The sequence below is a fragment of the Meiothermus sp. genome (genome assembly GCF_026004115.1).
GTDB lineage: Bacteria > Deinococcota > Deinococci > Deinococcales > Thermaceae > Meiothermus.
The window spans coordinates 2,993,816-3,011,361 of sequence record NZ_BPIM01000001.1 but is presented as its reverse complement, the minus strand read 5'-3'; the positions used below and the strand labels follow the sequence as shown (position 1 = coordinate 3,011,361).

The 17,546-nt window shown below is 57.5% G+C and carries 19 protein-coding genes and 2 tRNA genes; 10 read left to right on the top strand and 11 right to left on the bottom strand.

Annotated elements, in window-relative coordinates:
• The first annotated feature begins 59 nt into the window (after positions 1-59).
• From Q0X23_RS14510 to Q0X23_RS14480, 7 genes are all read left to right on the top strand, one after another.
• Positions 60-971 (top strand): PhzF family phenazine biosynthesis protein, encoded by a 912-nt coding sequence (locus tag Q0X23_RS14510; RefSeq protein WP_297860938.1) that lies wholly within the window; start codon positions 60-62, stop codon positions 969-971.
• A 44-nt stretch (positions 972-1,015) separates the two neighbouring features.
• On the top strand, positions 1,016-1,840 hold the full coding sequence (locus Q0X23_RS14505; RefSeq protein ID WP_297860937.1) for an HAD family hydrolase: 825 nt from the start codon (positions 1,016-1,018) through the stop codon (positions 1,838-1,840).
• Positions 1,841-1,899: 59 nt separating this feature from the next.
• Positions 1,900-2,712, top strand: coding sequence for an HAD-IIB family hydrolase (locus Q0X23_RS14500; RefSeq protein WP_297860936.1), 813 nt, complete (start codon positions 1,900-1,902; stop codon positions 2,710-2,712).
• Between the two features lie 135 nt (positions 2,713-2,847).
• Positions 2,848-3,372 carry a hypothetical protein gene (locus Q0X23_RS14495; RefSeq protein ID WP_297860935.1) on the top strand — a complete coding sequence of 175 codons (525 nt, stop codon included), beginning with the start codon at positions 2,848-2,850 and terminating at the stop codon, positions 3,370-3,372.
• A gap of 526 nt (positions 3,373-3,898) precedes the next feature.
• A complete protein-coding gene (locus Q0X23_RS14490; RefSeq protein ID WP_374707482.1) occupies positions 3,899-4,297 on the top strand; it encodes an S-adenosylmethionine decarboxylase family protein in 399 nt (132 codons plus the stop codon).
• Between the two features lie 92 nt (positions 4,298-4,389).
• A complete protein-coding gene (gene speE, locus Q0X23_RS14485) occupies positions 4,390-5,328 on the top strand; it encodes a polyamine aminopropyltransferase (protein ID WP_297860933.1) in 939 nt (312 codons plus the stop codon).
• A gap of 101 nt (positions 5,329-5,429) precedes the next feature.
• Positions 5,430-6,116, top strand: coding sequence for a DsbA family protein (locus Q0X23_RS14480; RefSeq protein ID WP_297860932.1), 687 nt, complete (start codon positions 5,430-5,432; stop codon positions 6,114-6,116).
• Between the two features lie 99 nt (positions 6,117-6,215).
• Here the strand turns inward: Q0X23_RS14480 and clpX are convergent, their stop codons facing one another.
• The 3 genes from clpX to tig all read right to left on the bottom strand — a co-directional run bounded on the left by clpX (position 6,216) and on the right by tig (position 9,378).
• The gene (gene clpX / locus Q0X23_RS14475) at positions 6,216-7,412 is read right to left on the bottom strand and encodes an ATP-dependent Clp protease ATP-binding subunit ClpX (RefSeq protein ID WP_297860931.1); all 1,197 of its coding nucleotides are present in this window, start codon (positions 7,410-7,412) and stop codon (positions 6,216-6,218) included.
• On the bottom strand, positions 7,399-7,986 hold the full coding sequence (locus Q0X23_RS14470) for an ATP-dependent Clp protease proteolytic subunit (RefSeq protein WP_119339358.1): 588 nt from the start codon (positions 7,984-7,986) through the stop codon (positions 7,399-7,401). Before Q0X23_RS14470 ends, clpX begins: the two co-directional genes overlap by 14 nt.
• Before the next feature lie 177 nt (positions 7,987-8,163).
• The gene (gene tig, locus Q0X23_RS14465) at positions 8,164-9,378 is read right to left on the bottom strand and encodes a trigger factor (RefSeq protein ID WP_297860930.1); all 1,215 of its coding nucleotides are present in this window, start codon (positions 9,376-9,378) and stop codon (positions 8,164-8,166) included.
• A 578-nt stretch (positions 9,379-9,956) separates the two neighbouring features.
• On the opposite strand from tig, the gene Q0X23_RS14460 reads away from it, so the two are divergent.
• The gene (locus tag Q0X23_RS14460; protein WP_297860929.1) at positions 9,957-11,165 is read left to right on the top strand and encodes an NAD(P)/FAD-dependent oxidoreductase; all 1,209 of its coding nucleotides are present in this window, start codon (positions 9,957-9,959) and stop codon (positions 11,163-11,165) included.
• A 255-nt stretch (positions 11,166-11,420) separates the two neighbouring features.
• Here Q0X23_RS14460 and Q0X23_RS14455 read toward each other — a convergent pair.
• Together Q0X23_RS14455 and Q0X23_RS14450 are read right to left on the bottom strand one after the other, a co-directional pair.
• Positions 11,421-11,505: transfer RNA gene (locus tag Q0X23_RS14455), tRNA-Leu, on the bottom strand.
• A gap of 65 nt (positions 11,506-11,570) precedes the next feature.
• Positions 11,571-11,647: transfer RNA gene (locus tag Q0X23_RS14450), tRNA-His, on the bottom strand.
• A gap of 179 nt (positions 11,648-11,826) precedes the next feature.
• Here Q0X23_RS14450 and Q0X23_RS14445 point away from each other — a divergent pair.
• Positions 11,827-12,390: a TetR/AcrR family transcriptional regulator gene (locus tag Q0X23_RS14445; RefSeq protein ID WP_297861238.1), complete on the top strand. Its 564-nt coding sequence runs from the start codon at positions 11,827-11,829 to the stop codon at positions 12,388-12,390.
• A 116-nt stretch (positions 12,391-12,506) separates the two neighbouring features.
• Positions 12,507-13,193 (top strand): Crp/Fnr family transcriptional regulator, encoded by a 687-nt coding sequence (locus Q0X23_RS14440; protein ID WP_297860928.1) that lies wholly within the window; start codon positions 12,507-12,509, stop codon positions 13,191-13,193.
• Here Q0X23_RS14440 and Q0X23_RS14435 read toward each other — a convergent pair whose 3' ends face one another.
• From Q0X23_RS14435 to Q0X23_RS14410, 6 genes are all read right to left on the bottom strand, one after another.
• On the bottom strand, positions 13,194-13,646 hold the full coding sequence (locus Q0X23_RS14435) for a cytochrome P460 family protein (RefSeq protein ID WP_297860927.1): 453 nt from the start codon (positions 13,644-13,646) through the stop codon (positions 13,194-13,196).
• A 70-nt stretch (positions 13,647-13,716) separates the two neighbouring features.
• The gene (locus tag Q0X23_RS14430) at positions 13,717-14,343 is read right to left on the bottom strand and encodes a hypothetical protein (protein WP_297860926.1); all 627 of its coding nucleotides are present in this window, start codon (positions 14,341-14,343) and stop codon (positions 13,717-13,719) included.
• Positions 14,344-14,459: 116 nt separating this feature from the next.
• Positions 14,460-15,329, bottom strand: coding sequence for an alpha/beta fold hydrolase (locus Q0X23_RS14425; RefSeq protein ID WP_297860925.1), 870 nt, complete (start codon positions 15,327-15,329; stop codon positions 14,460-14,462).
• Between the two features lie 42 nt (positions 15,330-15,371).
• Positions 15,372-15,593 (bottom strand): hypothetical protein, encoded by a 222-nt coding sequence (locus Q0X23_RS14420; RefSeq protein WP_119339369.1) that lies wholly within the window; start codon positions 15,591-15,593, stop codon positions 15,372-15,374.
• 65 nt (positions 15,594-15,658) lie between these two features.
• The gene (locus Q0X23_RS14415; RefSeq protein ID WP_297860924.1) at positions 15,659-16,264 is read right to left on the bottom strand and encodes a class II aldolase/adducin family protein; all 606 of its coding nucleotides are present in this window, start codon (positions 16,262-16,264) and stop codon (positions 15,659-15,661) included.
• A gap of 196 nt (positions 16,265-16,460) precedes the next feature.
• Positions 16,461-17,302 (bottom strand): IS5 family transposase gene (locus tag Q0X23_RS14410; RefSeq protein WP_297860923.1). Its coding sequence is split into 2 segments (ribosomal slippage): positions 16,461-16,945 and positions 16,945-17,302, totalling 843 coding nucleotides; the frame shifts between segments, so codons are not numbered across the junction.
• Positions 17,303-17,546: the final 244 nt, after the last annotated feature.

Below are 17,546 nucleotides of genomic sequence, written 5' to 3'. Positions count from 1 at the left end.
CATAACCCCATGCCCCAACCTGGGGGATATTCCGAACCGAACGGCGATGGGGGTAAGCCATGTCTAGCGCCCAGTACCGCATCCCATACTTGCTGGTCGATGCATTTACAGCAATCCCCGGCGGGGGCAACCGGGTAGCGCTGGTGCTGGATGCCCGTGGCATGAGCACCGAGGAGATGCAGCTTGTGGCCACCAAACTGGGGCAGCCCCAGGCCGCTTTTGTGACCGACTGGGATGGCACCGGGTTTGGGGTGCGCTTCTTTGCGGCCAACGGCGAGGTGGAGTTTAGCGGTCATGCTGCGGTGGCCCTGGTGGTCACCCTGGCCAGAGAAGAAAAGCTGCCTGCGGGGGTCAAAAAAATCTATTTGCGCACCATCGGGGAGTCGCTCTCGGCAGAGCTCGAGGACAGCCGGGCCCGGGTGCAAAGCCCCAGCCCCCGCTTCCGTGACCCCCCTTCTTGGAAGGTTTTACAGGAGTTTATCGAGCTGATGGGCGCCAATGAACGTTACCTGCACCGGGGCCTGCCTTATGGGATCACCTTTACCGGCCTGTGGACGCTCTTCATGCCGGTAGTGGCGCCGGGGCTGGTGGATGCTCTGGAGCCCGACATGGAAAAACTGGCCGAGCTGTCCAGCAAGCTCGAGGTCGCCGCCGTGCATGTCTACGCCCCCTATGGCCCCCGTCGCTTCTATGCCCGCACCTTTGCCCCAGCCCTGGGCATCCCCGAAGACCCTGTGACCGGCTCACCCAACGCGGCCCTGGGTGCGCTGCTGGCCCGGGCAGGGGTGGTGCCGCGCTGGGAGGGTGAGGTCAACCTGACCGTTACCCAGGGCCACCGCATGGGCGGCCCGGGCCAGGTGGATGTACGGGTGGAGTATGGCCCTGCCGGGAACATCCTGGGCGTATTCATTGGCGGCACCGCGGTGGTAGCGGAAAACGGCGTGGTGGAGCTGGGCGGCAGCCTCAACTGAGCACCTCCGGCATTTACAGTTATCGCTTGCCAAAGCAGACTTTTATGAATAGATCGATCCGGCTTGTGCTGATAGACGTGGATGGCACCCTGTTCGGCCCCGGCGGTGTGCCCGAGTGCGCCTGGGAGGCCGCAGAACGCGCCAGAAAAGCAGGGCTGCATCTGAGCATCTGCACGGGGCGGCCCGGGCGCGGTTTCGCCCTCGAGTACGCCGAGCGGCTTGACCCCCAAGGCTTTCATATTTTTGAGTCGGGGGCGGTGATTGTTTCGGGGCACCGAGAGGTAGTACAGGTCTCGGCGCTGCCCATGCAGGCTTATAAAAGGCTGCTCGAGCTCAGCCGACTGCACGCGGTTCCCTTTGAGGTATACACCGCCGAGGGCAGTTTCTACCGCGAGAGCACGCACCCCGACCTGCTCTACCACGAAACCATGCTGGGCTTCCAAGCCGAGCAGCACGATTTGGGTGAGGTGGCCGAACGGGTGGTACGGGTGCAGTTTGTCTGGCGCCCCTCCCCCGCCTGGTCGCAGATACGCGAGCAGATTCTGCGCATGCCGGAGGTTGAGCTCCACGAAGCTACCAGCCCGGGTATGCCTGGGGTAGGTTTTAGTTCAGTAACCGCAAGGGGGGTCTCCAAACGGGCGGCCGCGGAATGGGTGGCGGCTCAGTTAGGGCTCGATTTGAGCCGGTGCGCCATGGTTGGTGATGGTGAAAACGACCTTGAACTAATCCAGGCCGCCGGACTGGGCATCGCTATGGGCAACGCGCCTGCAAGCGTGCAGCAAGCCGCCGACTTGGTGGTAAGGAAAGTTGACGAGTGTGGCCTCGAGCAAGCCTTGGATATTTTGATGAGGTCACCTGCGCAGCAGTAAGTGATTTTATTCACGATAATACATGCTTGTGAAGTTTTTATGCTTTAAGGAGTTCTTTTATGATCAAACTTGTGGCCCTGGACCTCGACGGAACCTTTTACGCCGGACGCATCCTGGGCGTGCCCGAATCGGCCTGGGCTGCCATCGAGCAAGGCCAAAAGGCGGGCTTGAAATTTGCGGTTTGTACAGGTCGTCCGCAGGGGGGCCATGGCCTGCAATACGCCCAACGCTTGCAACCCGACGGGCCCCATGTCTTCAACGATGGCGCCTCCATTTGCGACGCCGGGGGCAGGTCGCTCCATGCCGAGCCGGTACCCCACTTGAAGGAAATCATCGCTATTGCTCGCAAATATCGGCTGCCCTTTGACCTCATGGGGGCCAAGGGTGGCCGCTACTACGAAGACGCGCTCATGCCTCCCGAGCTCTTGACCCACATCGAGACCACCGGGGTGACGGCCCGCTCGGCCCTGGTTGAGGAAATTGAGGAAACTCTGGTGCGGCTGTGGTTTGTGGTGCCCGATCTGAGCCTGTGGGAAACGGTCAAGCCCGACCTGGAAGCCCTAACCGAGATTGACCTGGCCGAGTACCTGAACCCCCGCGAGGCCATTGTGGGCGTCATCAAAAAGGGGGTGAACAAGCTGTACGGGCTTCGCTGGCTGGCCCATTATTACGGGCTTTCTCTAGAGGAAGTGGCCATGATTGGTGATAGCCATAACGACCTCGAGGCCATCCGCGATGCGGGACTCGGCATTGCTATGGGCAACGCAGTAGATGAAATTATCGCTGTGGCCGACCACGTCACCGGCCACGTGCGCGAGGATGGCTTCGCTCAAGCCATCGCGCATGTGCTGGCCCTCAATGGGCAGACCTGAGCTGCCCTCATCGGTCGCTTCGCTCAGCTACAGCACAGAAAGCTGATTGGCCTTTATGGGTAAGTTTGGTTTCGGAGGGATACATCGGGATATTTCTCCCTACACAACCCTCAAGAATCAGGCCACCATTAGCACATGTTCGGTATTAGCGACCGCCAACTGGGGCTACTGGTCGGCTTGATGTTTGCCCCCTTCGCCCTGCAGTTGCTGGGCTGGGCGGGTACGCCACTGGGTGGAGGGCCTTGTGGGGCTATTGGGCTGGATCAGTTGTTGCTCGAGCAGCCCCAGGCTTTCTTTTATGCTCAAATCATGCTGTGGGGCATCTCGCTGCTAATGGCTACGGGGTTTTTTGTACTGATGCTGGGATTCATGCACAACGGCACGATTCCAAAATCCCAGGCCCGGCCTTTTTTGCTGATTGCGCTCGTAGTAGGCGGTCTGACGGCCCTGATTTATATCCTGACCCACACCGTTGGCCTGCCCGCACCAAGCCCCGTCGGCTGGTTGATGAGTGGAGCCGAGCCCACCGATACCATTGGAGTTCTGATTTTCTTAGTGCTGCTCGTGCAAATCAGCCTGACCTTGCGCTGGCTTGTGCAAACCGAGCCCGCTCTTCCCAAAGCTACCCCATCCCAGGCCAATCGGTCCAAGGTTATTTAAGCCAGGCCTGGGCAAGTCCCAACTTGTAGCCAAAAACCAGTTTCGTATGGGTCTGCGCAGGTTTGTCGAGCAAGCCGGTACCGAAGCCTGTCTAAACGGTTGCAAGCTACCTAAGTGCGCCCACATTAGATTTTTTGTGGTGACGGTCTCGGTGAAAGAAGTGGCCGGTCTTTAAAGCGGCGCAGCTTATGGGCTCCCCTTTTCGGGTAGAGCAAATTCCTAACGTTGTTGTACTTAGTGCATAGGTAACTTATTTTGCGGTACGTGTTGAAGCACGTTGACTGCCCAAAATTGCGATGTGCAGCTCATCGAGAAGGACTGCTGTGCATACCGAATTCCTGGTTACCAGACCACTGCGAAGTTTTTTTACTCGAGGCCCCTCGAGGTGGGGCTTTGTTTCGAAGCAGAGTACGGCAGTTTTTCGTATACCATCAAGATAACTCTATAGCTCGGCCAAAGGCGATTGCTCGACGGTTAGAATCTGCGGCCTTATCCCCATGTGTTACTATAGTTTGCCGTGACAGCGATGACTGGGGGCCGCTGGGTGGCCGAGATTTATGGCTGCAACCTGGAAGTGCTGGAAAATCCCAAGCTGGTGGAGGTTGCGCTCAAGGACGCGGTCTTCAAGCTGGGGGCGCCTCCTGGAAGTGTGCAGGCCACGGTTTATAAGTTCTACCCCCAGGGACTCTCGGCAGCCATTCTTTCGCCCGTTGCAGCGGTCATGATTCACACCTGGCCCGAGGATGACGCCTCGGCAGCCCTCGATCTTTACTTTTATAAGCCCGACGTAGACCCCGAATCGGTATTGCGGGGCTTGGCGAGGGCTTTTGGGGCCAGGGAGGAGTCGGCTTTCCGGTTATGGCGGGGAGGCGAACACGAAATCAAGCGCAGAAGCCAGGGCAACGCCAGTAGATCGAATCGCTAATTCGCAGGAAGGCTGTGCTTCCAGTCGTCTAACCCTGGCCAGCCTCTCTTTACCAACTTTGGACCTAAACCCTAGTCTTTTCTGGAGAAACCATGGAATACGGAATGTACTACCTCGAGCAAGTCACCCCCTATGAAGCCATCTACCGCCGCATGGACAAGGTGCTGGCCGCCGGGCGAACCAGGTTCCAGGATTATTTCATCTTTCAGACCGGTGCCTTTGGCAAGGTGCTGGTGCTCGACAAGGATGTACAGTCAACCGAGCGCGACGAGTACATCTACCACGAAACCCTGGTCCATCCGGCCCTGCTGGCTCACCCCAACCCGCGTTCGGTGTTCATTGTGGGCGGCGGTGAAGGCGCTACCCTGCGCGAAGTTTTACGGCATCCCACCATCGAGAAAGCCGTGATGTGCGATATTGACGATGAACTCGTGGAAATGGCCCGCGCCCTGCTGCCCGAGTGGCACCAGGGCGCCTTTGACGATCCCCGGGCCCAGATCATCACCGAGGATGCCAGGGGCTATCTGGAGAAACACTCCGACACCTACGACGTGATCATTGTGGATCTGAATGATCCGGTGGGTGAGGATAACCCAGCCCGAATGCTCTTCACGGTGGAGTTTTATCAGCTGCTCAAGAGCCGCCTCAACCCGGGAGGCCTAATGGCAATGCAGGCCGGGATGATCCTGCTTACCCATCACAAAATGCACCCGGTGGTGCACCACACCGTCAAGCAGGTCTTCAAGTACACCCGCAGTTATCAAAACTACATTCCTGGCTTCATGCTTAATTTTGGCTTTATTGCGGCCTCGGACGCTGTGGATATTACGGGCTTGAGCGAGGGCATCCTGGAAGCCCGTATTTTGGAGCGTAGCCTACCGCTCAGGCACCTCGAGGCCCCCTACATCGAGGCCATGTTCGTCCTGCCCAAAGACCTCAAAGAGGCCATCGCCGCCGAAACGATGGTTTCCAGCGATGCCCGACCCTTCTGGCTAAGCGAAGAGGGTGAGGCCCGGCAGTCCGGGGCCTGAGGGGCTGCCGGGCCCGGCGGTGGGCAACAAGCAACAACCGCTAGAGCGGCCACTGGGTTGCCTGGTGCATTTTTTCATCTGTAAGCAATAGAATCTAATGTATGCAAAGAACCCTATTTATTGTGGTCGCACTCCTGGCTGCTGTTATCGCCGCAGTGCTCTTCATAGTGCTCCGCCCCCAACCCTCTGCCAATGTCGCCGACCCAGCCAAGGGCGCTAGGTTTGTGATCGGAAACCCCGATGCCAAAGTGACGGTGGTGGACTTCTCCAACTACCTGTGTGGCCACTGCCGAGATCACGCCAACGATGTATTTCCCCTCATCAAGCGGGACTACATAGATACCGGTAAGGTACGCTATATTTTCCGTGATTTTCCCTTTGGGGGACAGGAAAACGTTATTCGGGCAGGTGAAGCCGCTGCCTGCGCTGCCGACAATAACTTGTACATTGAATACCACGAAGCCCTTTTTCGGGCGCAACTGCAGTGGGCGGGTTTTAGCGGAGAGGCCCTCGATAACTACCTGGCCGACCTAGCAAGTCAGATCGGGATGGCACCCGCAACCTTCTCGCAGTGCCTCAAATCGGGTAGTAAACGGGCAGGCGTGCTGGCTGACCAGAAGCTGGCAGGCGACCTGGGGCTGACCGGCACGCCGAGCTTCTTTGTGAATGGCGAAAAATACACCGGCCAGCGATCTTACGATAGCTGGCGGGAAATCCTCGACAAAGCGCTAGCGGGTCAAGCCTCGGGCAATGACCAGGGTGGGGCCAGTAGCCCGGCCAAGCCCTGAGCGCATCGTGCTGGCCTAATCTTGTTTTAGCGCCAGTCGTTGTGAGGAGGTTCCCAGAAGCAATCCTGAATGACTCAGCCGACCTGTTGGCCAGCTTGCTCAGGAAGCCTGGCGCAACCGGGCTTCCTCGAGGGCCATGAGCGGTTTATCCAGGTGGGGCAGGTCAAAAACCACTTCCGAAACCCCAGAGCCGGGCAGCTCGTACATCAGTTCGACCATAGCCTTTTCGATCACCGACCGCAGGCCGCGGGCCCCGGTGCCGCGCTTTAGCGCCCGGCGGGCAATTTCGCGTAGCACGCCCGGCGTGAAGCGAATATCAATGCCTTCCATACGAAGCAACTCCTGGTACTGGCGTATGAGGGCGTTCCTGGGCTCGGTCAGGATGCGAACCAGGGCTTCTTCGTCAAGGGCCTCGAGCTGTACCATGACCGGCATGCGGCCCACAAACTCGGGGATCAGACCATAGCGCACCAGATCTTCCGGGATGGGCTCGGGCTTCTCTTCGGTTTTCTTGGGGCGGGTGAAGCCGATGGGGTTCTGGTCTACCCGGGAAAGCACAATGCGCTCGAGGCCATCGAAGGCTCCGCCCAGAATGAACAAAATGTTCTTGGTATTGAGGCTAATGAATTCCTGGTGGGGGTGCTTGCGCCCACCCTGGGGCGGTACATTGGAAATGGTGCCCTCCACAATCTTCAAGAGGGCCTGCTGAACCCCCTCTCCCGAGACATCTCGGGTCAGGCTGGGGTTCTCCGACTTGCGGGCAATCTTATCAATTTCGTCAATGTAGATAATGCCCTTCTCGGCAGCCTGAACGTCAAAATCGGCTGCCTGCAAAAGCCGCAGCAAGACGTTTTCTACGTCCTCGCCCACATAACCGGCTTCAGTCAGGGTAGTGGCATCGGCGATGGCAAAAGGCACATCCAGCATCCGGGCCAGGGTCTCGGCCAGCAGGGTTTTGCCGGTTCCGGTAGGGCCAATAAGGAGCACGTTGGACTTTTGCACCTCGGCCTCGGGGTGCATCAGGCGCTTATAGTGGTTATATACCGCTACCGAAAGGGTTTTCTTGGGCAATTCCTGTCCGATTACGTACTGGTCTAGGAAGCTCTTAATCTCGGCCGGTTTGGGCAGATGGCTGGGGCCGACAAAGCTTTGCTTGGGTTCGGCTTCCAGCAGGTCGTTGGCCCGTTCCACGCATTCATTGCAGATGAAGACCTCGCCCAGCGGTGACTCGATCAAATGGGCGACCTCCGGGTGTTTGCGCCCACAGAAACTACAAGAAGGCTTACTGCGTCTCACGGGTAACCACCTGGTCTACCAATCCATAGCTGGCGGCCTCTTCGGCGGTAAGGTAGTAGTCACGCTCGGTATCGCGCTCGACCTTTTCCATGGGCTGATTGGTGTGGCGAGCAATGATACCATTTAGGACTTTACGGGTCTTAAGGATTTGCTCGGCTTGGATGGCAATATCAGTGGCTTGTCCGCCCAGTCCTCTAGCCCAGGGTTGGTGAATCATGACCTTGGAGTGCGGCAGTGCATAGCGCTTGCCGGGTGCCCCCGCCGCAAGCAAAACCGCTCCCATGGAAGCGGCCAGACCCACACAAATGGTCGAGACCGGCGCCGAGACAAACTGCATGGTGTCATAAATTGCCAACCCGGCGTCCACATCCCCCCCAGGTGAGTTGATATACATACGGATTTCCTGATTAGGGTTTTGCGCGGCCAAGAAGAGAATTTGTGCCACAATGGTATTGGCTACCTGCGCGTCTATGGGCGTACCCAGGAAAATGATGCGGTCTTTGAGCAGGCGGCTATAGATATCGTAGACGCGCTCACCACGGGCAGTTTGTTCGATGACGTAGGGAACTACCATATCGGCTCTATTGTATGCCTGAATGGCAGGTCAAGAGGGCGTTGGCGCACATAACGATTTTTTACCGCACAATGTGGGCTACTCAAATACCAATGCAAAGTCGGCAGGCTTATGGATCCCAAGCAGTGTACGCTCCCTGCCGGGAGCGCACCAGGAGCCTTTACGCTGAGCAGACTTTCAGCTTTCAATCCTGGCCACTGCTTCGAGAAGCGCTTTGTCGTGCAGACGCTGAATACGCAGACGGGCAATGGCATCGCGGCCTAGTTCGCTTTGCAGGCGGGCCGGAGTGATGCGGTAGGAGCGAGCCATCTCGTTCAGGAAATCTTCAAACTCCTCTTGACTCAGTTCGGTTTTGAGTTCTTCGGCCAGGGCCTCAACGGCTAGCGAGCGGCGCAAGCGCTTGGCAGCGCTCTCGCTTAGGTTTTGCTTGAACTCCTCGAGCTTACCGTCTTTCTCGAGCTGGGCAATATATTCCTTTATTTCAAGCCTTTGCTCTTTGAGGTCATCGGCCAGGCTTTGCAGCAGGCTTTGCTCCTCGCGGGCCAGCATGGTAGGCGGAATCTCGGCTTCGATGGCCTCAGCAAGCTTATCCAGCAACAGATTGGCCTTGGCGTTGCGGGCCTCGCGTTCAAACTGGGCTTTGAGGCTCTCCCGAACTTTGTTGGTGAGGGCTTCCAGGTTATCTTCACCCACCGTTTTAGCGAATTCGTCGTCCAGTTCAGGCAGTTGCAAGGCTTTGACTTCAAGAATTTTGGTCTTGACCTCGCGCACAACAGTTTCGCCATCCTTGACCGGTACCATCACCTCGTCGCCAGCTTTCTTGCCGAGCAGGGCCTCGCGAACGTGGGGCTGGGCGTTCTCCATCACCACCGGGAAGCGCCCCCCATCATCGGTCTCGATGAAAACATGATCATTTTCCTGGGCTTCCCGATCTACCGCTATCATTTCGCCATAGCGACTGCGCAAATCGTCCAGGGCGCGGCTCACCACTTCATCGGTGACTTCGGGCGTTTCGACCTCGAGCTTGAAGGTTTGCCAGTCGGGCAGCTTGACTTCGGGGTAGTTCTCAACTTCAACGGTATACACAAAGGGCTGCCCAAAAGTCAGGCTCTCTTCAAGTACCCTGGCCCCCACCGGCAGCAGCGATAGTTCCTGCGCAGCCTTGGGAAAGGTCTCGTCGCGCAGGGCCTCCTTTACCTCGTCAAGTAGAGATTCCTTACCAATCTTGGCCTCGATGACCTTTGCCGGGGCTTTACCTGCGCGGAAACCTGGTAGCTTGACCCGGCCGGCGTAGCTGTTCAGCACCGATTGATAGGTTTGCTCGACCTGGCTGGCCGGAACCTCTACCTTGATTTTCACCCTGTAGCCTTCGCGTTCCAGAATTTCTGCCACAACACACCTCAAGTTCGACCCCTGGGGTCGCCAAGTGCTTAGTTTACAACCATATGGCAGGATTTAGGTACACCCAAAGCAGAAAGACGAGGGTCGGTGCGAGAAACCTCGCAAACCTCAGCCAGGGGCACTTCAGACGTTTGGTGCTGAAAAAATGCCCGCAGGTAGGTGACCTCTCTGGGTGTTATGCCCCCACCTAGCCTCCCCCGTTGGGGGGGGAAGGCGTGGTTTTACTTTATGCACCAACCCTGGCAGAAAGACAAAGTTGCTTGCCACCCCTGTAATACCAGATTCGGTTAGTTCGGCGTCGGATGGCGGCGAACCAACAGGGCCTGAAGGGAGTGCTCTAGGATTCAATAAGATAGCATCTGGGGATCTTTGGTTTGGATGATTATCTTTTTGAATCCGGTATCACTCCTCTTCTTTCACATCTGAAGGGTACTGACCAAGTAGCACGCAAAGGGACTGCATACAGAATTGAAGAACGCTGCGCTCAAAGCTTTCTTTCCACAGACAGGACAACTGACCCTACATACCCCCTATAGGTATGTAGTACCTTGTGAAACAAGGAGCAAACCATGAAAACCATACTGGTAATCGGCGGAAACTTCGGCGGAATGACCAGTGCTTTCGAGCTTAAGCGCAAGCTGGGCAAAGAAGCACGAATTGTAGTGGTCTCGAGGCAAAAAGAGTTTGTTTACATCCCCTCTCTCATCTGGGTTCCCTTTGGTCGTCGCAAGGTCTCGGACATTACTTTTGATGCAGAGAGTACCTTCCGGCGCGGGGGCATCGAGTTTATCTTAGGCGAAGCCACCCAAATCAAACCTGCGGAAAATAAGGTGGCGCTGGCCGATGGCACTGTTCTGGACTACGACTTCCTGGTCATCGCCACCGGCGCCAGGCTGGCCTGGGAGGCCGTTCCGGGACTGGGGCCCAAAGGCTATTCACACTCCATTTTCACCCCCCCCGATGCCGAGAAAACCTACGAAGCCTACAAAAAATTCCTGGAAAACCCAGGCCCGGTGGTGATCGGCGCAGTTCCGGGAGCTAGCTGCATGGGGGCTGGCTACGAATACCTCTTCAACTTCGACCACCAGGTTCGTAAAGCCGGCAAACGTAACCAGGTCAGCATTACCTGGGTCACGCCCGAACCCAAGCTCGGCCACTTTGGCATTGGCGGTATGTCCGGCGGTGAAGCCATGCTTAAAACGTTCTTGAAGATGCAAGGCATTGACTACCGGGCCAATGCGGCCATCACCGAAGTGCGTCCGGACGGCGTGGTGCTCTCCACCGGAGAAGTACTGCCTTCCAAGTTCACCATGCTGGTACCCCCCTTCGAAGGGGTGGAGGTGATGCAAAAAACCCCAGAACTGGTGGATTCCAAAGGCTTTGTGGAAGTCTCTGACGGCTACCAAAGTAGCCACTATCCCAACGTCTTTGCGGTGGGGCTCGCGGCCAAGGTGCCCAACCCCTTCAAGGGCGATGTGGCCTTTGGTGTGCCCAAAACCGGCTTCCCCACCGACGAAATGGCCAAGACTGCGGCGCACAACATTCGTGAAATCCTGCATGGCAATGTCAACAACCTGCACTGCAAATCCTTTGGCAGCATGCCGGCGGTGTGCGTAATGGATGCGGGCAACAAAGAAGTGATCATCCTGGGCAACCACCTCTACCCGCCGCGCCAGTTCCAGGTCATGCTGCCCAACGTGCTAGGCGACTTCAACAAGGTGCTGGTGGAAAAAATGTTGTTGCTCAAGTATCGCAACGGCTGGTCGTTCCTGCCGTAAGGGCCCTTCATCCCCACCCCCCTCCCGATGGGAGGGGGGTTTTATATCGGATTCAAAAAGACAGTTCAAAAAAACCATAGGTTGTCTTTTTGAATCCTAGAGCACTCCCTTCGGTCGGGTAAGTTCGTCACCGAAGGGTGACGAACTTACCGAATCTGGTATTATCTTGATTGTTTCGAGCACAAGGTCTGCACCTCGCGGTCTTGGGAATCGATCTCATGAAAACAAGAAACCCCAGAATCTTCCGGGGTTCGGTGGTGCGCGGAGGGGGACTTGAACCCCCACACCTTGCGGCACAAGATCCTAAGTCTTGCGTGTCTACCAATTCCACCATCCGCGCAGGTAGGGATAGAGAGCAGGGGTTAGGTTTAGTTTTACCTGTTCCCTGACCTCTATTCCCTGATTTGGGGTGAGCGATGGGACTTGAACCCACGGCCCCCGGTTCCACAGACCGGTGCTCTAACCGGCTGAGCTACGCTCACCGCGCCGCAACAGCAAAAAGTATTGTAGACGTGGCACTCTAATGCGTCAAGAAGCGCAAACTCAGAGACCTCGAGGTTTCAAAATCTGTTTTTATACGTTGACGCTGCCCTGAACACAACCTATACTCTGCGCCAAGGTGTCGAACAACCGTTCGTTTGAAGACGATAAGCTGGAAAAGGTGACCCGACGGGATGAAATCCTGGATGCCGCCGGTCTGCTATTTAGTCGCCAGGGATTTCACGCTACCTCGATGCGGGACTTGGCTCGAGCGGTTAATCTGCAAGGGGGTAGCCTTTACGCCCACATCGAGTCGAAAGAGGAGCTGTTATTTGAGTTGGTGAACCGCGCAGCGGATGAGTTCTTAAGCAACGCGCGGGCGATTCCGACCCATCTATCCCCCAAGGAACAACTCGAGCACCTCATTCGAGGGCATCTGGCGGTGATTGTGCGCGAGTTGGACAACGCTACGGTTTTTTTTCACGAATGGAAGTTTCTCAACCCCGAGTTGCAAAGCCGAATCAAAGCTCGCCGGGACGACTACGAGTCGCACTTCCGTAGGATTATCGAAGCCGGGGTCAGAGAAGGTGAGTTTCAGGTAGAGGATGTACGGCTGGCGACTCTGTTTGTCCTGTCGGCTTTGAACTGGACCTATCACTGGTACCGGCCTGGCGGTAAGTTGACCCTCGAGTCCCTTTCAAAGCACTACTGCACACTGGTTTTCAAGACCTTAGGGGTCTGTTAGCCAGAGGCCCCAAACGGCATTGGTTCTGCTCACGCTTTGCCTTTCCCCTGGCGGACAACCTAACCCCCGAGTGCGAAGCAGGACCGACGGGGTATCCGGTACAATCCGGATAAGACATGCCTTATCTTCATCAACCTGGTTTTTTAGAACGCCTGAGCGAACACGAGCGGCAGCGGCTGGGGCAGATTTGCCCGCCGCGGGTCTTTCAGCCTGGCGAGTTGCTGCACCGTGAGGGGGACAGCTGCCAGAGCCTGCTCATCCTGATTGAAGGCCAGGTAAAGCTCTCGAGGGTCGCCGGGGGGGGCCAGGAACGCATTGTGTACGTGGCTGGAAACGGAGATCTGCTGGGTATCAACTTTTTGGATCAGGCTGCAATTCACTCGTCCACCGGCGTTTGTTTGAGCCGGGTCATGGTCTGTCCGGTAGAAAAAAGCCAGATGGAGCAGGTCTCCCGCGAGTTGCCCAATGTTCCCCTGCGGTTAGCCCAGGTGCTGGCAGAACGGGTAGGTCAGCTAGAGGCCCAGCTCGAGGTCGCGTCGGCACCGGCTGCTTTTCGTCTGGGCCGGACTTTTTCCTGGCTGGCCCAGCGCTTCAGCATGCCCGATTTTTCGCCCTGGCGCGATCTGCCCATGGAACTGAAGCAAGAAGACCTGGCGGCCATGTGCGGCATCACCCGGGTAACGGTGACCCACACCCTGGGCGAGCTGCGCAACCTGGGGCTTGTCAAAGGAACCCGTGGGCGCTACCAGGTCAACCTGAAAGCCCTCGAGGCCTGGCTCGAGGGCTTTGCCGATGGTGCCTAACTAGCGACGACCCCAGGAGGTAAAAACCTGGTCGGTGGCACTGGCCTGTCGATGGCAGTCTACGCACATGGCCGGGTTGGAAAGCGCACCGCCCTGGAATGCATCGCCTTTACGCTCATAAGCAGCCCAGGCCCAGTCGCCTGCGCTGTTGCTGCGCTTTTGCATCACATAAATATTGGTAACGGTCAAACTGGTAGGATCGACACGTTCCTTAACAAAAATGGTGCCTTGGGCGAAGGGCAGATTGTAGCTACCATTCGCACCCACAAGCCGATCCGGGGGCAGATTAACGTAGACATCCTTACCCAAGGGGTGGGCCCCAGCAGTGTTGATTTTATTGACATTAACCCGTGTCCAACCCGCATACCCGCGAATATTCTCTGCCAGACTGGCCACCTGTGCCAATACCCCGCCTACCAGCATTAGTCCCAGCAACAGCATCCACTTTTTCATGGGTTACCTCCCAGGACTAAGGCTAAGTAGTATCTGAAGGGCTTTGTGTATCGGATTTAACACATAGGCGCTAGGCTTTACCAGACCCCTCGCCCAGGCTATCCTCCAGAGCAAACTCCAGGGCCATCTCCCAGGCCGACTGCTCGAGTTGCAGCACCCGGCCCACGACCCCATCCACTTCCGCAGGACGCAGTTCTTCGCAAGCCTCGAGGGCCAGACTACCCAAATCGTGCAGCAGGGCCTGCGCTTCAGGGGCCATCCAGTGCTGGGCTACCTGGTCGGCCAGACCGCCTGGTGCCTCTTGGGGCGGGTGGGAACTCCAGGCATCGAAAAAAGCCCGGTGCCTGGCCCAGTGGGCTACACAACCCATGGCATAAGGGACGTGCTCGAGACCCTGCAGAAAATCCAGGTAATGCTGGCGGGCGGGGTGGACAGGCACGGGGGGCAGCTCGAGGTCGGCCAGCCAGTCCAGCTCTTCTACCATGACCAGCAGGGCGTTGACCATAATCAGGCGGTGTTTTTGCGGCGCCTGGCGTAGCAAAGCGGTCTGCAGGTCCAGCATGGCTTGGTACAGGTATTGCTCCTGCGCCAACCAGCGCTCAAAAGCACGCCTGGAGACTTTTTCCTCGCGCAATAGACGCAAGAAGGGCTGCTCATTCAACTTAGCCCAACCCCGGAAGCCCCTCAGGTCAATCACTCTTTAAGGGTGCGGCTAAATAGGCCCCGTGGGTGTGCATAGGGCTAAGATTGGGCCTGAACAAAGGGCGCCTGCTCGTACAAACCGTAACGGTCTTACAATTCGGTACTCCGGTATTAGTGCACCCCAAGCAGCGCGCTGTGAATGGCCTCGGCAAAAGCCTGGGGCTGGTCGATCCAGGGGTAGTGGCCCGCCCCTTCAATAATTTCGAGCTGCCCGCCGACCAGATCGGTAATGGTCTGGGCTTCGGGGTAGCTACTGGCATCCAAAGCACCCAACAATACCGTGCAGGGCACTTGTATTTCCAGCAAAAAAGGGGTGTAGTCCAGGCGCCATAGCCCGTTTAGCACGAACATCCGCCCAGGCGTATCGGCGCCCATCACGGTAGAGCCCTCCGCCATCCATTCGTACTCCATGCGGCTGTGCTGGTTGGGAAACAAGAGCTTGTCAAAGGCCGCTTTAGGTTCTACCTCGGCAAAAGCTTCCTGGAGCAGCCGGTAGGCGTCTTCAGGTTCCAACTCGATTTCGTGGCTTTCGATACCCCGCAACCCCAGCGAGGCCCGGTAGAGCTGGCCGGCCAGCCAGGGAAAGTTGGTCCAGGGGTTAATCAGCACCAGTCGCTCGGTGGTTTTTGGGAAACGGCGGGCATAGTCCAGGGCCAGCAGCCCACCAAAACCGTGGCCCAGCAGGGTCCAAGAATCCATGCCGAGGTGATCGCGCAGATGAAAAAGATCGCCGACCAGTGCATCGATGGTAAAAAGGCCCGGTTCTTCCGGCAGTGCGGGGCTGCGGCCTCCCCCCCGCTGATCGAGGTAGAGCACCCGGAAGCCTTCCAGGTATTCCTCCAGCCCCTCGCGCAGGGTATAACTACTTCCCCCAGGCCCCCCATGCAGTACCAAGATGGCCGGGGCATCCAAGGGGCCGGTGTCCTCGAGGTAGACCTCCACCCCATCGTCCACAGCAATCAAATCTATTTCTTCACGCATAAGGTTCCTTAACGGCTTAGAGTCAGTGACTGAAAGCCCCCACTATCCCGGTTGACGACTCCCCTCCTCGAGCAACTCAAAACTCCAGCTGCGAAAACCCTCCAGCCCGGCCGCAGCGCGCTCCATCTCAGGGGTATGGGCCCAGACCTCGAGCAGATAGAGTTCCTGTTCGGCACGGTACAAAAGCCGGTAGGGATGGGGAAATTGCCGCGCTAAACCTCGCAGCACATCGAGGTTTTTACCCTCCACAAAAAGTACTTTCATCTGCTAGTGTACCCTTTCATTTGCAAGTCTCAAGCGGGAGAGCGCTTCGGCTGCACTCCAAACGCTTATTTCGAGGAAGCTCGGGCGATATTTCCTCGCCACAAATGTTCCAAAAACAGCACCTCGCAGGCTTCCTCGAGGCTGGTCATGAGCGAGTAGGCTTGCAGGAGAGCTTTATCGGGATTTTCCAGGCTGCTTTTGACAAAGGCCCCATGCCCACGAATCACACAAGCGGGGTGTTCTTTTAGCGCCAGGGCTACAGCTTCGGCGGCTTCCTGGGTTCCCGAGGCGGTTTTGGGGGCGGCCACCGGAATCTGGCCAAAGTAGTATAGGCCCTCGAGGTCGATGGGTTGGATGGACTCGAGGTGAAACGACAGCGCAATTGCATGGCGGGGGTGGGCATGCACCACCGCTGTTGCGTCAGTTTGCCGGTAGATGGCCCGGTGTATCACCCGCTCCACCGAGGCGCCCTGGTCTCGCTCAGGGTCCGGCTCGAGGGGCAAAAACATCAGGTCGTCGGGGGTCAGATGGGCTTTCTGCGCGCCTGAGCGGGTAATCCAGAGCCCATTGCCTTCCCGCACCGAGTAGTTCCCCGAAGTGGCCGAGGCCAGTCCGGCCGAGAATAAATCGGCACCAATCTGCTGGAAAGCGAGGTAAAGGCTGGCTTTCATAAGCAATTTGCCCTATGGCATGAATTTATACCAGATTCGGTTGACTCGTTGCCGAACGGTAACGAATCAACAGGGCCGAAGTTGTCCGCGTAGCGGAGGGCGATAGCGCCCCTTGGAAGGCAGATGCTTTTTTCGCCGACCTACAGGGAGGGATGTGCTCTATATCAGAGGCTGTCGTAAAAGCCCTCCACGGAAGCTACGCGGCCCTGGCCAGCCGCTTCACCAACAAGCGTAGCATGCCCAGATACACCCAGGCCTCGCTCACCCGGGGGTTCTCTTCGTAGTCCTTAGACAGCCGCCGGTTCCGCCCAAGCCAGGCAAAGGTCCGCTCCACCACCCACCGCTGAGGCAAAGGTTTGAACCCCTCCTCCCGCGGAATCTCCGGCACCTCCTCCCCCTCCCGCACCCAGACCCCCCGCACCCCCGCGTAGGGACGGGCCACCACCTCAAGCTCCAGCCCCAGGGAAGAAGCCAGCCCCTTGAGGCCCCGGTACCCCCAGTCCACAAAGACCTTGCGCACCCGGGGCCACATGGAGAGGTCCATCCCCAGGAGCAAGGCCTGCCCACCCCACTTGTCATGCTCGTTGGCGGGGTGCACGAAGGCCTTCAGCAACCGGCCCCCCGTGTCCGTCAAAATCTGCCGCTTTCTTCCCTTGACCTTTTTCGCCCCGTCATGTCCCCGGGGCCCCCTTTTTCCGTGGTCTTCACAGACTGACTGTCTATGACCAAGGCGCTGGGGCAAGCCTGTCTCCCTTCTCGTTCCCGATCCTGGCGGGCCAGGGTTTGGACGGCTCTCTCCCATACGCCCTCCTTCTGCCACTTGCGGAAGTAGTGGTAGACGGTGGACCAGTGGGGCAGATCATGGGGCATGGCCCGCCATTTGATGCCGTTCTCCAGGACGTAAAGGATGGCGTTAACTATTTCCCTCCTCGGCACCCTGGCAGGACGGCCGCCAGCTTTAGGGGCAGGGATCAAGGGCTCCAGGATGGCCCATTCCTCATCCGTCAGGTCGCTGGGGTAGGCTCTGCGAAGAACCACCCCTCAAGTATAGCCCCCTTTTACGACAGCCTCTCAGATTCGGTTAGTTCGTCATCGAAGGGTGACGAACTAACCCGATCGAAGGGAGTGCTCTAGGATTCAAAAAGACAACCTATGGGGTTTTTGGTTTTGTGAACTGTCTTTTTGAATCCGGTATTAGAGTTTGCGTTCTTTTTGGAAGCCGCTTTTGGCTATCACAAAGGCTACAGGTTATAGGCTGTAGGCCGACACCTACAGCCTGTAC

Coding starts and splice junctions, on each gene's coding strand:
- Q0X23_RS14470 (WP_119339358.1), bottom strand. CDS start 7,986: ATGGTAGTTCCCTACGTCATCGAACAAACTGCCCGTGGTGAGCGCGTC.
- Q0X23_RS14460 (WP_297860929.1), top strand. CDS start 9,957: ATGAAAACCATACTGGTAATCGGCGGAAACTTCGGCGGAATGACCAGT.
- Q0X23_RS14425 (WP_297860925.1), bottom strand. CDS start 15,329: ATGCGTGAAGAAATAGATTTGATTGCTGTGGACGATGGGGTGGAGGTC.
- Q0X23_RS14500 (WP_297860936.1), top strand. CDS start 1,900: ATGATCAAACTTGTGGCCCTGGACCTCGACGGAACCTTTTACGCCGGA.
- Q0X23_RS14420 (WP_119339369.1), bottom strand. CDS start 15,593: ATGAAAGTACTTTTTGTGGAGGGTAAAAACCTCGATGTGCTGCGAGGT.
- Q0X23_RS14505 (WP_297860937.1), top strand. CDS start 1,016: ATGAATAGATCGATCCGGCTTGTGCTGATAGACGTGGATGGCACCCTG.
- speE (WP_297860933.1), top strand. CDS start 4,390: ATGGAATACGGAATGTACTACCTCGAGCAAGTCACCCCCTATGAAGCC.
- Q0X23_RS14415 (WP_297860924.1), bottom strand. CDS start 16,264: ATGAAAGCCAGCCTTTACCTCGCTTTCCAGCAGATTGGTGCCGATTTA.
- Q0X23_RS14480 (WP_297860932.1), top strand. CDS start 5,430: ATGCAAAGAACCCTATTTATTGTGGTCGCACTCCTGGCTGCTGTTATC.
- Q0X23_RS14495 (WP_297860935.1), top strand. CDS start 2,848: ATGTTCGGTATTAGCGACCGCCAACTGGGGCTACTGGTCGGCTTGATG.
- Q0X23_RS14440 (WP_297860928.1), top strand. CDS start 12,507: ATGCCTTATCTTCATCAACCTGGTTTTTTAGAACGCCTGAGCGAACAC.
- Q0X23_RS14435 (WP_297860927.1), bottom strand. CDS start 13,646: ATGAAAAAGTGGATGCTGTTGCTGGGACTAATGCTGGTAGGCGGGGTA.
- Q0X23_RS14510 (WP_297860938.1), top strand. CDS start 60: ATGTCTAGCGCCCAGTACCGCATCCCATACTTGCTGGTCGATGCATTT.
- Q0X23_RS14490 (WP_374707482.1), top strand. CDS start 3,899: ATGACTGGGGGCCGCTGGGTGGCCGAGATTTATGGCTGCAACCTGGAA.